This window comes from Enterobacter sp. UPMP2060 (assembly GCF_053709655.1).
Window position 1 is genome coordinate 319,051 of the sequence record NZ_JBSKJQ010000003.1, and the last position, 14,566, is coordinate 333,616.

General features: G+C 56.7%; 12 protein-coding genes. All 12 read right to left on the reverse strand.

Annotated elements, in window-relative coordinates; all coding sequences use genetic code 11:
• Positions 1 to 8: 8 nt before the first annotated feature.
• The 12 genes from ACWKXN_RS10455 to tssM all read right to left on the reverse strand — a co-directional run bounded on the left by ACWKXN_RS10455 (position 9) and on the right by tssM (position 14,564).
• Positions 9 to 1,007 (reverse strand): hypothetical protein, encoded by a 999-nt coding sequence (locus tag ACWKXN_RS10455; protein ID WP_167818497.1) that lies wholly within the window; start codon positions 1,005 to 1,007, stop codon positions 9 to 11.
• A 16-nt stretch (positions 1,008 to 1,023) separates the two neighbouring features.
• The gene (locus ACWKXN_RS10460; RefSeq protein ID WP_014884226.1) at positions 1,024 to 1,821 is read right to left on the reverse strand and encodes a PP2C family protein-serine/threonine phosphatase; all 798 of its coding nucleotides are present in this window, start codon (positions 1,819 to 1,821) and stop codon (positions 1,024 to 1,026) included.
• Entirely contained in the window at positions 1,818 to 3,581 is a 1,764-nt protein-coding gene (tagH, locus tag ACWKXN_RS10465) for a type VI secretion system-associated FHA domain protein TagH (protein ID WP_454543759.1), read from the reverse strand. Before tagH ends, ACWKXN_RS10460 begins: the two co-directional genes overlap by 4 nt.
• 86 nt (positions 3,582 to 3,667) lie before the next feature.
• Complete coding sequence (locus ACWKXN_RS10470; protein WP_033145793.1) at positions 3,668 to 4,084, reverse strand: hypothetical protein; 417 nt, start codon at positions 4,082 to 4,084, stop codon at positions 3,668 to 3,670.
• Positions 4,078 to 5,067, reverse strand: a complete 990-nt coding sequence (locus ACWKXN_RS10475) for a hypothetical protein (RefSeq protein ID WP_058841364.1) — start codon at positions 5,065 to 5,067, stop codon at positions 4,078 to 4,080. The genes ACWKXN_RS10470 and ACWKXN_RS10475 overlap by 7 nt, the downstream gene beginning before the upstream one ends.
• 593 nt (positions 5,068 to 5,660) lie before the next feature.
• Entirely contained in the window at positions 5,661 to 6,143 is a 483-nt protein-coding gene (locus ACWKXN_RS10480; RefSeq protein ID WP_008502640.1) for an Hcp family type VI secretion system effector, read from the reverse strand.
• A 179-nt stretch (positions 6,144 to 6,322) separates the two neighbouring features.
• Positions 6,323 to 6,712: a T6SS amidase immunity protein Tai4 family protein gene (locus ACWKXN_RS10485; RefSeq protein WP_048980953.1), complete on the reverse strand. Its 390-nt coding sequence runs from the start codon at positions 6,710 to 6,712 to the stop codon at positions 6,323 to 6,325.
• 367 nt (positions 6,713 to 7,079) lie between these two features.
• The gene (tssC, locus tag ACWKXN_RS10490) at positions 7,080 to 8,579 is read right to left on the reverse strand and encodes a type VI secretion system contractile sheath large subunit (protein WP_014884232.1); all 1,500 of its coding nucleotides are present in this window, start codon (positions 8,577 to 8,579) and stop codon (positions 7,080 to 7,082) included.
• A gap of 3 nt (positions 8,580 to 8,582) precedes the next feature.
• The gene (gene tssB / locus ACWKXN_RS10495) at positions 8,583 to 9,107 is read right to left on the reverse strand and encodes a type VI secretion system contractile sheath small subunit (protein ID WP_008502644.1); all 525 of its coding nucleotides are present in this window, start codon (positions 9,105 to 9,107) and stop codon (positions 8,583 to 8,585) included.
• Between the two features lie 75 nt (positions 9,108 to 9,182).
• Positions 9,183 to 10,199 (reverse strand): type VI secretion system protein TssA, encoded by a 1,017-nt coding sequence (gene tssA, locus ACWKXN_RS10500; RefSeq protein ID WP_214579692.1) that lies wholly within the window; start codon positions 10,197 to 10,199, stop codon positions 9,183 to 9,185.
• An 11-nt stretch (positions 10,200 to 10,210) separates the two neighbouring features.
• Positions 10,211 to 10,927, reverse strand: coding sequence for a type VI secretion system-associated protein TagF (gene tagF, locus ACWKXN_RS10505; RefSeq protein ID WP_023312158.1), 717 nt, complete (start codon positions 10,925 to 10,927; stop codon positions 10,211 to 10,213).
• Positions 10,928 to 10,943: 16 nt separating this feature from the next.
• The gene (gene tssM, locus ACWKXN_RS10510; protein ID WP_454543760.1) at positions 10,944 to 14,564 is read right to left on the reverse strand and encodes a type VI secretion system membrane subunit TssM; all 3,621 of its coding nucleotides are present in this window, start codon (positions 14,562 to 14,564) and stop codon (positions 10,944 to 10,946) included.
• Positions 14,565 to 14,566: the final 2 nt, after the last annotated feature.

Consider the following 14,566-nt stretch of genomic DNA (forward strand, 5'->3'; position numbering starts at 1 on the left):
GCCACTCCTTAATTCGCCGCGCGCCATGCGCCGACGGCCGGATCGCGCAGCTGAGGACGCAGGGTGTCAATCAGGACGATATTGAGCGGAGTGCCGGGTGCAACCCAGGCGCTCCAGGTTTTTTTCACCGCCGCAATACGCGCCTGCAGTTTTGCATCGTCGCTGGCGATTTCACGGGAAATCTCCACCGCTACGGTGCCGTTGCTTTTCCAGCTATTCAGGGCGCTATCGTAAGGCAGGATCATCCAGCTCTGGTCGCTGTTTGGGGTGCTGAATACCATGCGCTCTTTGTTGACGGAGGTGATCAGCGCGTTTTCAGGATCGGCGCTTTGATTCAGACCCGTCACCGGGAAGCCGTGGATGTAGGTCACCGCCATCTCTTTCTGTCCGCCGTTGCGGGACTGCGAAACCACGGTGTGTCCGCTCAGCCAGCTGCCGTTACCGCAGCGGGTGGTGTCAGAATCCGGAATAAAGAGCGCCGGAGCGGAAGCGCCACCTTCCCAGAAGGTGCGCAGGTGGCAGCCGTCCTGCAGGGTGAATTCCTGCCACGGCGTGCGGTCAGCCGCGACGGTGCGGGAAGCCACGTTCTGGTCCGGCGGCAGCAGCGCGCCGCTGGTTGGGGCTGCGGTGACGGTCGCAGCAGGCGCGGCCTGGTCCTGTTTCACCACCAGCGCCCAGTCCTGCGCTTTGCCTGCCGTACCCTGCGCCAGCGTGGTACCCGCCGGATCGTTTAGCGTCCAGCTAAGCTTATTCACTTTGCTGCACTGGTGTTCCAGCAGGGAGCCAAGACGCGGCACAAAGTTCTCCAGCACGGAGACGTCCTTCTTGCCGTTCGCCACAATGCGCAGCGCCACCTCAGGCTTACACCAGCTCTGCGGCGTGTTGTCTTTAATGTTGTCGATCCAGATATCCAGCTTCTGCGCAGGAGACTGCACGATGCGGAAATTCTCAGCCTGCGCGGTGGAGGTGACCGCCAGAAGTGCCAAACCCGATAGCCAAAGTTTCATATCGTTCCTTGTGTGTCTAATCAGTTCCGCAGGGAAGAAATTGTGCTGCGTCAGAGAGGGTGTGCAGCAAAGTGGTGTCCTGAGGGTTGCCCATCCATACCGCCAGGGCAGTATAGTTATCCTGAGCATTCCCCTCCTGTTCGCCATTCTTTTGAATGATTTGGTTCATTAAGGTCAGCCACTCCTGCGGCGTATTGACCATATGCAGCGACTGCTTCATTTGCTCTTCGCTAACGCCGTGCCAGAACCCGTCGGTGCAGAGTAAGAATGCATCGCCGTCTTCAACCTGCACCACGTCGCTGTAGCTCGCTTCCGGCCCGCCGTTTTCAATTCCCAGCGCCAGATAGAGCAGGTTGCTGTTCAGGTTGTCGGTCTGGTGCCCGGCGTCTTTCATCTGCTGCACCAGGCTGTGGTCGGTGGTCACATGCCACAGCCATCCCCGGCGAAACAGGTACAGGCGGCTGTCTCCGGCGTGCGCCCAGTAGGCCAGGCCGTAATCACGGTCAATGAACAGGCTGACCAGCGTCGTGCCCATCCGGCGATAGTCCTGAACGGCCTGCTGTTCGCTGAGGATGGTGCGGTTAGCCGTCTGCACGTAGTCGCGGATATGCTGCGCATTAAGATGTTTGTCGCCATCGAAGCGGGAGATAATGCTGTTGCGGGCCAGCTCTGCAGCCACCTCACCGCCCGGCAGGCCCGCGATGCCGTCGCAGACGACAAAGCAGGCTGAACGTTCCCCTATGGTTTCTCCCGTCTGATCCTGGTTGCTGGCGCGCGTCCCCTGGCGGGAGAGAGAAGCCGTTGCGATATTCATTTGTCTTCCGATCCGCTCTGTGAGTCTTTGTACTGATTCACCTCCATGTCGTACGCATGAAGGAAGGCCTCGCCGAACAGGGTGTGGAAATCATCCTCAATCTCGCCAGCCGTTTCGCCATAGCTGCGCACAAAATAGTCCCACAGGGCGGCTTTGCGGCTGCCCGGCAGCGCCAGACGCGAGGTCATCCCGTTCTGCTTCGCCTGCTCTTCCAGCTGTTCCGGGTTAAAGGACTGCAGCATCGCGGCAATGATGGCGCGGATACCGGAGATCATGCCCAGCTGGTGCGCCTGCAGGTCGATCAGCGCGTCGCGCACGGATTTGGTCGGCGGCATAAAGCCCGGCATCGGGGTGCCGAACATCTGGATCAGCACGGTTTTGCCGGTCGGCAACAGCTTGAACGGGTTGTTGGCATCGTCCAGCACCATGGTCATATCGGCCTTCACGCCACGCTTGAGAATGGAGCGCGAGGAGAGCAGCGCCACGGTTCCCTGAGAGAACATGCCGAGGATCTGCCCCAGCTGACGCATATTTTCACGATCAAACTGGGGGACGGGCTGCATTTCGCTCAGCCCCATCCCCTCCAGCAGCGCCTCCAGCAGCTCGCCCTGCAGCACTTCGCCCTTCTCACCGCTGTTTGCCGTAGCGCTTGGGGCGGCGGCGTTATTGACCGGGTCAATGCGCAGGCGGCCCTTCGGGGCCTGAGCGCTGCTGCGCGCAACGGCCTGCGGCGTTGGCATAGTGAAGCCTGCGTAATCCGGCCGCGCGGGCTCTTCTTCAGCACGCGGTTCTTCCTGCGGCTCAGGGGCGAACAGCGGAGAATCGGCCAGCACGTCCTCTTCCTGCTCGGGTTCCGGCACTGGCGCAGGCTTTTCGGCAATAATGTCATCCGGATGGGTTAATGGCGCGCCGCCCATCAGCCCGAGCGGGTCGTCATTACGCGCGGCTGGCGCGCTGGCCTTACCGCCAAACAGGGCCAGCGGATCGAGCTCGTCCGTCGCCTCGTCTTCTGGCTTCACGGGGCTATTCTCGCCCGGCGGCACCAGCGTTGACGGGGTGACGTCGTCAAAAATACTCTCTTTTTTGAACAACGCTTCGTCGCTGAACAGCGTGTCCGGGTCGACATTCTTACGCTCGAGCTTTGGATCGCTGTCGTTAAACATCGCCAGCGGATCTTCCGCGTTACGCTCCGGGGCCGCAGGCTGGGAGAACGGATCGTGCGATGGAGCAGGCTGCGGTTTTGTACGGTTGCTGGAGATGCTGTCGGAGATGGAGAACTCCTGCATCAGGCTATCCCAGATCTCCGTTGGCACGGCGGTTGGCTCGGCCTTCCCGCGCGGTGCGGCACTCGCCGGCTTCGGTTGCGCAGCGGGCGCGGGTGCGGCTGTCGGACGCGCCTGCTGATGCATACTGGCCGCCATACGGCTTACGGGTTGCGTATCGTGGATCAGTTCGGTCACTTCGATACGGTAGTCATCAATACCGAGAATGTCGCCATCCTGCAGCTCAACCTGACGCCCTCGCTCCAGCGGAATGTCATTTAATACCACGCGGGTGACGCTGCCACGGTTGGTCACGCGGCATTCGCCCTGGGCGTCAACGTGAACAATGGCCTGCAGACGAGAGATGGTGCGGTCATTATCCGGCAACACCAGATTGTTATCCGTACCGCGCCCAATGGTGCCGCCCGGGGCGTAAAAATCACAGCTGCTTTGCGGCGGCTGATGACCGGGTTTCGTAGAAATAATCGTGAATCGCATGGCGTATTCCTGCTGGTATGATTAGCGCTCAAACGCTGCCGCTCTCGGGGCGAGAACGGCGGCGTTTGAGAAATTGAATATCAAAACTATTTAATGAAGGTGATAAAATATAATCCAACAATGAGCCATAGAGTGAATATTAACGCCTGTAACTTATAACGGCGATGTAATTTTAGCATCCAACCAATTCTTTCTTCAGGTAACGACTGTACATATTTATAAGCATCTTCCTGAACAAGCCTTTCACGCGTGAATTTCATTTCAACGCCTTTATAAAGGCGAACAAACCAGATTATTTTTTGATAATTGGCCAGCGAACCAAAAAAAGAAGCATAGTTGGTTACAAGATCCAGATCATATCCCTTGCGCCGATAGTCTGAAAGTAACCGATTATAATCAGCCTCGTGTTTTTTGAAATAACGAGAACTGAACAAATCCATAATTACAACAACCAGCAATAAAACCACGATAAGAAATAATGATAAATTCTCTATATTCACCATATTTTATCCATCATATACTCAGTCGCTCCGCCCGCTATCTCGCCACCAACGTATCCACCTGCAGCAGCCCCAACAATAGAGCAGGCGAGCAGTCCTACGCCCCCCGTCGCAACACCAAGCGCAACGCATACACCAGCACCTGCCATTGCTCCGTATTTACCACCGTAAATACCCCCTGCCAGGCTTGCACCAAAGCTGCTGTATTTTTTCACAGCGACTTTAGAACAACTCTGCTCTCGTCCTACGGTGCAGGCATTGTAAACTTCATTAGTGGTATTTGCACCTGCAAAACCTATTGCAAGCCACCCTCCCGCTTTAAGAAAACGAGCGGCCTTAGAGGCATTATCGATATAAGTTGAATAACCACGAATAGAGGCGACCCCGGCTGTACTCCATTCATGTACAATGGATCTGCTTGACAAGCCTAATGCATGCTTCAATTCGTTATAGGGCTTCATCTTTAAGGTCAGTCGGGACAATTTGTTTAATAAACCATCCAACTCAGAAAAGAGGCGCTGACGTTCAACAAAAAACTGTTGGCTTATCAATGTCCCTTGTGCTCTGTACTGATTCTGGTAAGCCAATTCAATGGATTTAAGTTTTTTTTCTATTTCACTAAAATATTTTTCACCTGCATCAGCAACGACACCAAGGGACTTATCCATAAAATTAGTAACTGCAGCTATGGTACTAAAATGTTGATTAAAGAAATTCGCTTCACCAGAATTAAGATCGGCCAGAGCACCGTTGACTTTCTTTTTAGCGAGCTGTAATTGCTTAAGCTGCACAGAATTATTACTTCCCGGTGCACCAAGAATCAACATCTGCCCAGGTTTTGACCACTGCACATCACTATTAACCTGCATGAAATAACGTGCAGCATCACTATTTGGATCGTTGAATAAAAGCCTTGTCTGGAAATCCAGGGTTCCGGGTTGCTGAACAATACAATATCCCGGATTAACTAATGATTGGCTAGCCATATTCATTCCCTTTGATTTTTACAAAAACGCTCACAAATAAGCATACCCATTTAAATAAAAACGGAGTTGAATTATTATCCAAAGGTTGACACTTTCTTAAAAACATCAACATTTGAAAACGCTCCTATTCTATTCTAACCAGCGATAATTCGCCTCTGGAATTTATACTGAGAATAAAGCGAGTAGCATATCGAACAATAGTATTATGATTTCTCGATTCTAATACCACATCATACTCCCCTGACTGCCAGTCTACTTTATCCCAGCGTAGGCACTCTTCAGATTTCAAAAAGCGGCTGGAAGGAAATGCTCCTGGAGAGAAGATGCTTTCCCATTCGTTACCTGCACGTCGAGATATCGAGGGTTCATAAACTAGCACAACCTCACCTGGTTCAGTGTCATTCGAAACGCCAAAACAGGGTGCATTTTTTTCCACCTTAACAGTTAAACTCTGAAACTGAGCAGGGTGGGATATGCAGGCGCTACATGATAATACAATGGGTATAACCGTTAACGCTCTTTCCATCGCAAATACGCGCCGAATAGTGAAGCAATCATAATGACCGGGGAAAACTCCCCGGCCACATACGCAATTACGCTTCTTTGTTTTCTTTGATGTTCCAGCCAGCGCTGCTTTCAGCACCTTTACCACCAGACGTGGTCTGCTCCCAGTACTGCTGTTTCACTTTCGCAGCCTGGAATGCATAGGTCACACCAACGGTATCGCCGTTGTCAGCACCGGTGTACTGAACAGAGGTGACCAGCACATCTTCCAGCGTGATGCGGGAGTATTCCACCTGCTGGCCGCCGGCTTTACAGACGGACAGCTCAACTTTGGTCAGGTGTTTGCCGCTGGCGCAGTGTTTCAGGATAGCGGTGGTGGATTTGTCGATCAGCGCGTTAACGTGCAGGTCGTTGAAGTTAACTTTACCGGCACCGCCGCCACCGCCAACGCTCATATTACCTGGCTGGGAAGCGCCCCAGGAGAAGGAGGTAATATCAGTCCAGCCGGTGTGGTTAGAATCTTTAGATTCGCCCGTAACACCCTCGACCTTCAGAAACATATCAATAGCCATAATATCTACTCTTCGTGGATGAACAATATTGCTTTCGAAAAAGCACTTATATGGCAAACAGGAAAGCATGGGGCTGAATAAAACCGTCCATATTTTACCTCTGCCTCATATCAAATGACCCGTGTCATTTGACAGTCTTACATTCCCCCTGAATGAACGGAAAGAATGTGAAGTCTTTACTACTGCGGATTATCCTGAATCCAGGTGCGATCAGGATTTCCGATAATTAATTGAGGTACCAGCTTGTTAAGTTCGTCACTATGATAAAGACGCAGGCAATTTAACGTAACGCCTTTTACATCGGGCTTTCGTTCGGCATGAAAGCCGTTAATGTGATCTTTGTATTTTCCAATGAGCGCATCCATTTTCTCAGTGCCATTTTCAGCATCAAAAGGAATCCACTCAATGAATGCACTCGCACTTCGGGCAGCATCAGCAGAAAACTGGCTGCCTTTATCTGCTACCTGCGCCAGGCAGCGCGCCAGAACAAAATCTTTTAAAACCTGCCGGTATGTTTGCTGCTGATAAAAATCAGGATAGTTATTTCCGGAATACACATAAAAAGTCATAAATACGAGGAAAAAACATAAACGTTTCACCTTATATCCTTTGCCATAAGACCCACAGCGCATCAGTCCGCGTAAAATACTAACTTTCCTCTTTCCATTTTTCTGCGACAACGTATATCCCTATCGCTAATGCATTAAGTCCAGTGCATAAAAATCCATGCATTGCGATTCGCGGGACTTCTGCCGGCCAGTCAAAGATAAACAGATAGTAGCCGGATACCGTCACAAACAGCATGAATGAAATTATTAGCAACGTATAAATGGCTAAATAGCTGATGAATTTTCGTATCAACGCTTTCACTGTCAAATTCATTAGCTATCTCGTATTGACCGAAAAGTAGCCGGCCCAATGGGCCGGCTACACTCATCACGCGTCTTTCGTCTTCAGCGACGGCAGTTTGGATACCAGACGCAGGGAAACGGTCAGACCTTCCAGCTGGTAGTGTGGACGCAGGAAGAACTTCGCGGCGTAGTAGCCCGGGTTGTCTTCAATCTCCTGCACCTGCACTTCCGCTGCGGCCAGCGGTTTACGGGACTTGGTCTCCTGAGAGGAGTTCGCCGGGTCACCGTCGACGTAGTTCATGACCCAGTCGTTCAGCCAGCGCTCCATCTCTTCGCGCTCGCGGAAGGAGCCGATTTTGTCGCGCACGATGCACTTCAGGTAGTGTGCAAAGCGGCAGCAGGCGAACAGGTACGGCAGACGAGAGGCCAGACGCGCGTTGGCGGTGGCATCCGGGTCGTGGTACTCGGCCGGTTTCTGCAGCGACTGCGCGCCGATGAAGGCGGCAAAGTCGGAGTTTTTGCGGTGAACCAGCGGCATAAAGCCGTTTTTCGCCAGCTCGGCTTCACGACGATCGCTGATGGCGATTTCGGTCGGGCACTTCATGTCCACGCCGCCGTCATCGCTCGGGAAGGTGTGGCACGGCAGGTTTTCCACCGCCCCGCCGGACTCCACGCCGCGAATCGAGGTGCACCAGCCGTACTCTTTGAAGGAGCGGTTGATGTTGGCGGCCATCGCATACGCGGCGTTCGCCCAGGAGTAGCTGTTGTGGTTCGCGCCGTCGGTCTGCTCTTCAAAGTCAAAGCTGTCGACCGGGTTGGTGCGAATACCGTACGGCAGGCGCGACAGGAAGCGCGGCATCACCAGGCCCAGATAGCGGGCATCTTCGGATTCACGCAGCGAACGCCAGGCGGCGTATTCGGTGTTCTGGAAGATCTTGGTCAGGTCGCGCGGGTTAGCCAGCTCCTGCCAGGACTCCATCTGCATCACGCCCGGCGCGGTACCGGTGATAAACGGACAGTGCGCCGCAGAGCCGATGCGCGCCATTTCGCCCAGCAGCTCAACGTCCTGCGGGCTATGGTCGAAGTAGTAGTCGCCCACGATGCAGCCAAACGGCTCGCCGCCGAACTGACCGTACTCCTGCTCGTAGATTTTCTTGAAGATCGGGCTCTGGTCCCAGCCCACGCCCTTGAAGCGCTTCAGGGTGCGGCCCAGCTCCTGCTTGGAGATGCTCATAAAGCGGATCTTCAGCATCTCGTCAGTTTCAGTGTTGTTCACAAGATAGCTCAGACCGCGCCAGGCGCTCTCCAGCTTCTGAAACTCTTCGTGGTGAATGATCTGGTTTACCTGCTGCGACAGCTGCTCGTCGATACCGGCGATCAGGTTCTGAATGGTGCGGTAGGTGTCGTTGGAGAAAGTGACGGTGTTTTCCAGCGCCTGCTGCGCCAGAGTTTTAACCGCGCTTTCTACGGCTGAACGGGCCTGATCGGTTTTCGGGCGGAATTCTTTGTTCAGCAGCGCGCTGAACTCATCCTGGCTGAACGCCTGACCCGCCTGCTGCTCGTGTTGTTGAGTCTGGTTGCTCATCGATTATTCCTCGCTACCTTTCGCGCTTTCGTCATTTTTCGGCAACTGGCTCAGGGATTTGAGCAGCGTCGGATCCTGCAGAATTTTAGCGATCAGCTCTTCCGCACCGTTTTTGCCGTCCATATAGGTCAGCAGGTTGGAGAGCTGGGTACGCGCTTCCAGCAGCTTGTTCAGCGGCTCGACCTTGCGGGCCACCGCATCCGGCAGGAAGTCGTCCATGCTGTCAAAGGTCAGATCCACGTTGAGCTTGCCTTCGCCGGTCAGGGTGTTATCCACCTGGAACGCCACGCGCGGCTTAAGCGCCTTCATGCGTTCGTCAAAGTTGTCGATGTCGATTTCGAGGAATTTACGCTCGTCGACGGCCGGCAGATTTTCAACCGGTTTGCCGACCAGATCGGCCATGACGCCCATCACAAACGGCAGCTGAATCTTACGTTCTGCACCGTAGATCTCTACGTCGTACTCGATCTGCACGCGGGGGGCACGGTTACGTGCGATGAATTTCTGCCCACTGTTACTCATTGCCATGATGTTCTCCATCAAAGATGCGCGGTGAAGGTGAAACGGCAGGCTCCATGCCTGTCGTCATAATGCCTGGACGCGTTATTCGCGGCGCCCAAAGATGTTTTCAAGTTGGTTAACGCCGTCTGGCGCCAGGTCGCGAATAATGTCCATAAAGTTAAGTTCTGACAGCCGCTGCACCCGTTCAATCATCAGCGGTGCGGGGTGGCTCGGTTCGTACTGCGCAAAATACTGCTTCGCTTTTTCCAGCATCAGCTGCGCGTCGGCGCGGCTGGTGATCTGCACGCTTCGCCAGTCGGCGACCGGCTGAACGGGCTGCGCTGCCGCCGACTGCTGCTCGGCCTGGGGTTCTGCCTGCGCCTCACGGTTCGTCAGCAGCTTGCTGATGTCGGTTACCTGGCACGCGCTGGCCACCAGTCCGACGGTTTTCAGCAGCTGTTCCATCTCGGGCACGCCGCTTTCACCGAGATGCCCGGAGAGCAGCTCGCGAATCGCCAGCAGACGTTCGTTAATGACGATAACTGCTGCGGTTCCCGGCTGGTCGCCGCGGGCCAGCTCGTCAATCAGCCGTGGACGGCCGCCGGGATAGTCCGGACATTCCGTCTTGCTGCCGTCCAGCAGGGCCTGGGCATCCCGGAGCGAAATTTCATCGCCGTTTGAACGCAGAAGCGAGGCGTTTCGCACGGCGACGGTGAGGTCGGATTTATCGCTCAGCCCTGCCAGGGCGTTAATGCGATAGAACGGATCGGTTTCGCCATACTCTTCCAGCAGCGGATAGAGCGTCTCCCAGTAACGGGCGATCGCCTCCTGCACCAGCAATAATCCGTCCGCGTAGCCCGCCAGCCCGCGGCGGCGCGTCCAGGCATGGGTTAACGCCAGCAGTACGCGAAGATCTTTGGTGCGGGTCAGCAGGCTGGTGGCGTATTTTTCCACCGTGTTCCAGTCAGCGGGCTCTGCCGGGATAATGGTGTCGCCAAACTGCTGTTCCGCTTTCCCAAGACTTGCCTGATTCATGATCTGGAAGTCGGCGTCGTACTCCAGGTTTTCGCCGCAGGGTTTTTCGGGACTGATTGGCGCGAGAAATTCTTCGATATTCATGAGATCCCTGCTTATTCAAACATGGGCGGATAGAGACCGTGACGCCCCGGACGGGCGCCCCCTGCCGGGTCGAACAGCAGGGTGAAAAGCTGCCCGGTAAAGTTACCGCTGTGCACGTGGGTGTACAGCGGGTAGCCGTCGCAGCGGTTGGTCCACCAGTAGCTGGTCTGACGCAGCGGATCAAAACACTCGGCCGCCTGAGGCCAGCCCAGCGTGCTCTGCCCGTCCTCGTCATAGCCAATCACATCAAGGATGTCGGAACGCTTTTGCGGCTCGACGGGCTGCGGCGCCGGAATGGTCATCAGCATCTCATCCAGCTGTGAGGCGGAAAAACTGTTGCGCACCGCGTGCAGCCCCAGGCGCCCAATCTGCTGGTACCAGCTTTCTGCCTGGCTGAGCAGGCTGGTCGACCACTCTGACGGGGCGAAGCTCAGCTGCAGGCAAACCGGATACTGTCGGCCAACGCTGTCGCGGCCGGGCAGCAGACAGCCCATCTGGATCATCTGGCTGCCCAGCATGGGCGGTACCACAAAATTCCAGACTGGCGCTTTGTGAAACTGGCGCTCGCCGCTGCGCTGCTCTTCCTGCTGCCAGGCCAGCAGGCCGACCTGGAACCAGTGCGACCACTGGCGCTGTAAAGTGTCAGGAAAGCGACGCTGCAAAAAATCTCCGGCGCTGGGTAACTTGCCATACCAGCTGTAGCGGTTCATCGCAGGGGTATTCGTCATACGGCTGTCCTTGCGGTTATGGGCATGAGAAACGGGGAAGCTGGAACGGGTTACGAATGCTGTTTGGCGCAAACTCCAGCGTGACCTGATGTCCGTCGACGTTGAAGGTGGCCTGACGGCTCAGGCTACCCGCGCCCGGGCTGGTGCTCGCTTTATCGAAGAAGCGGTTGAGCGCCCAGGCGCCGTTGGTGACCAGCGTCGCCGTGCTGCCGTTCGCCAGCCCCAGCTGCATGCGTACCTGGTTGGTGCCGCCCGGCCCCGGCCAGTTCATGATCTGTACGGCCTGTGGGCCGTGGCTGTAGCGCAGCAGCTGGCCGTCGACGTCCAGCGTCAGGTTCAGAATGGAGTTATCCATTCGCACGGTGCGAACCGTCACCTTGAAGGACGGCGTCGTGGCGCCATTAGCAAAGAAGGCGTCGCGAATCGACTGGGCCTGCTGGAACGGTCTCAGCAGCCCTTCACTTCCCGGCAGCGTTTTCCCGTCGATGCCCGGCATAAAGCGCCAGTTTGCCTGGGTGGTATCCACTTTATTGGTCAGATTGTCGCGGAAGAAAGCGTCCATCAGCCCGGTTCCCGGCGCAAACATGCGCGCGAGATCGTCAGGGGTGACCTCGGTGCTGGCGCTGCGCACCAGCGGGTAACGGCTGGCGATCGCCTGACGGCAGAAACCGCCCACCTCAACGTTAATCCGCTTACGCACGTTTTCGAGGTCGCGGCGCTGGGTATCGCTGCTGGCGCCCACCGCCATATTGCTGAACATGGTTTGCAGCCCGCCCGGCAGACGACCGGCGCTGGCCTGCAGGCGGCTGATCGCCTCGCCGCCCGGTGCCGGCATGCCGCTGTTGGCCGCGTCCTGGACGGCGGTCAGGTAGCGATAGAGCTCATCCACCTGCTTGAGAAAATCATCAAACACGATGGTCTTCCCGCCCTTCTCCAGCGGCTGCGCCAGCTCAATCATCGGCGCGTAGTGGTCGGTGACCAGCTGTTCCGGCGCCTGGGTGACCACGGCGGCCTGGGTCGGCGCAGCGTCATTGTTGCTGAACAGCGCTTCCAGCGTGCGGGTGGCGCGGTTGCTCTGCGCCTGCGCTTTATCCGCATCTTCCGGCGCTGGCGCATTGCGTGACAGCGTCAGGACCTGGCTCAGGTTCTGCACCAGACGGCGCAGAGGCGAGTTTGCGCCGGAGAGCAGGCGCGCGGTGTTGATGCGCTGGGAAAGATCGGCGCTGTTATTGAGCTGGATGTCGGCGAGGAAGCGATCCCAGTTCGCGATAAAATCGCGCATGTAGAGCTGGCGCACGGCGTTATCGATCTGCTGTTTATCTTCCTGCGCCGTCGCGGCCCCCAGCACCCAGGCGTCGTCTTCATGCAGGGCGGTGGTGACGCTGTCAATCTGGCCGTTAAAGCTTTTCCAGTAGCCGTCCGGCGTATACAGACCCGGCACGCCTTCGCTCACCGGCTTGCCGCTTTTGCGTGAAAACACCAGCTCGCTCTGCGGTCCGCCCAGGTCGGAAAGGGAGACCGGCTTGAGGTTGTCATCATGCTCCAGCAGGCGTTTGAGACGACCGTAAACGCGCGTGGAGAGCGGCTGCTGGCCGATCATCGCTCTTTCGCGGGCCACCAGAGATTCATCCTGCGCGTACGGCGAGGCCTGGATTTTCGGTTCCAGCAGCTGCGTCAGGTGCCATTCAAGCTGCTGCAGCTGCGCCTTCGTGACGTTCTGCGGCAGATTTCGCTGCAGGTTGAGCATCACCCACGAATGCAGGAATTTGCCGTCGTAGTGCTTCGGCTGATACAGCATCTGATAGGCTTTCAGCGCTTCATAGCTGTATTCCACGTCGCTGCCGTTGTCGTTGCGCAGCCAGGTGGTGATGTGCATAGCGACGGCAGGCAACAGCATCTGATCCAGCGCTTTCTGGTACAGAGACTGCGAGGCATCGCTGACGTCATCTCCGCGGTAGAGCCCCATACGGCGGGATAGGGGCGGATCGTTTACATCAAACGCGTCGCTTTTCGGCAGGTCAACCAGACCGTTCAGCAGCGGCAGCAGATCGAACAGGTCACGCTGGGTCTGGTTCTGCAGCGCTTTGCTCTGCTGGTCCAGCAGCGGCACCTTCGCATCCACCTCTTCCAGATAGGCCTTGTTTTTGGCATAGCTGGTCAGCCACAGACCGCCGAGGATCACCAACAGGGCCAGCAGCGCCGCGTAGCCAGACCAGATCACCGCCCGGTTGCGCAGCTCCCACCAGCGGTTTTCGCCCGCGATCCCGGCTTCCTGGAAGATGACGTTTTGCAGCAGGTTCTTAATGAAGAAACTCTGACCTTTTGCCCCCGGGATCGGCGCTTCTTTGCTGACCGAATCCCAGTTATCCGCCTCTCCCCCTTCCGGCAGCGACAGCGCGCGGTTCAGTTCGCCCATCACGCGGTCGAACGGCATACCTTCCTGCGTCCCGCTGGCGAAGTAGATCCCGCGCGGAGAGAACTCGGTTTCGAAGTTGGAGCGGGCGAAGACCGTGCTCAGGTAGTCCGCCAGCAGCGGACGCAGCGCGGCGAACTCCTGCGGGAAGAGATACGCTTCGGCGCGGGTTTTCGCGTCATGCTCTTTCAGCATGGTTTCCGGCAGCCCGGCATCAAGGCGCTGCTGGAGCAGAGAAAACTCCTGCTGGAAGTTGCCCATCAGGTCGTAATCGGCGTGTTTGGTTTGCTCCCACGGCAGCGTAAAGCCCCAGATCTGGTCGCGCTGCGCTTTGTCGTAGTCGGCAAACCAGGCGCGGAAGCCTTTAAGCAGGTCGGCCTTGGTCACCATCACATACACCGGGAAGCGAATACCCAGCTGTTCATGCAGCTCGGACAGACGCTGGCGCAGGTTCACCGCCTGCTGGCGGGACGCCTCGGCGGACTGGGTGAGCAGGTCAGAAATGCTGATGGTGATGATAACGCCGTTGATCGGCTGGCGGCGGCGATACTTGCGAAGTAACCCCATGAACTCCAGACATTCGCCGGCATCCTGCACCTGCTCGCTCTCCTGGGTGGTGTAGCGGCCCGCCGTGTCCAGCAGCACCGCTTCATTGGTAAACCACCAGTCGCAGTTACGCGTGCCGCCAATGCCCCGCAGCGCGGTTTTACCGAAGCGATCGGCCAGCGGGAACTGCAGCCCGGAGTTAACCAGCGCCGTGGTTTTACCGGATCCCGGCGCGCCAATAATGACGTACCACGGCAGCTGATAGAGATATTGCGTGCTGAAGCGCTGCGTCCACTGGGCGCCCTGGCCCGCTTTGCTGAAGTGGGCTTTTTTCAGCATCTGCGCGGCTTCATCAAAGCGGCTGGCGAGGATCTGCTCCTCGCTGTTCAGCCGCTTCTGCGGATCCGCCGCTTCCGGGCTGGCGGTGTTCTCTTTGAGCTTGTCCATCAGCTTGCGGTTCAGCCAGGCGTTGTACAGGCGCGGCAGAATGTGGCCCTGCGCCCAGAGCAGATAGACCACGGCAATGCTGATAATGCGGTTCTGCTCAGACTCGAGCGGTCGGGTGTCCACGATGGACAACAGGGGACCAATCATCCAGATCACCGCCGCAAGCGCCGTTACGCCGAGGAAGCTCCACAGAATGCGGTTGGTCAAGATGGAAAGAAGTGTAGTCAGCATCC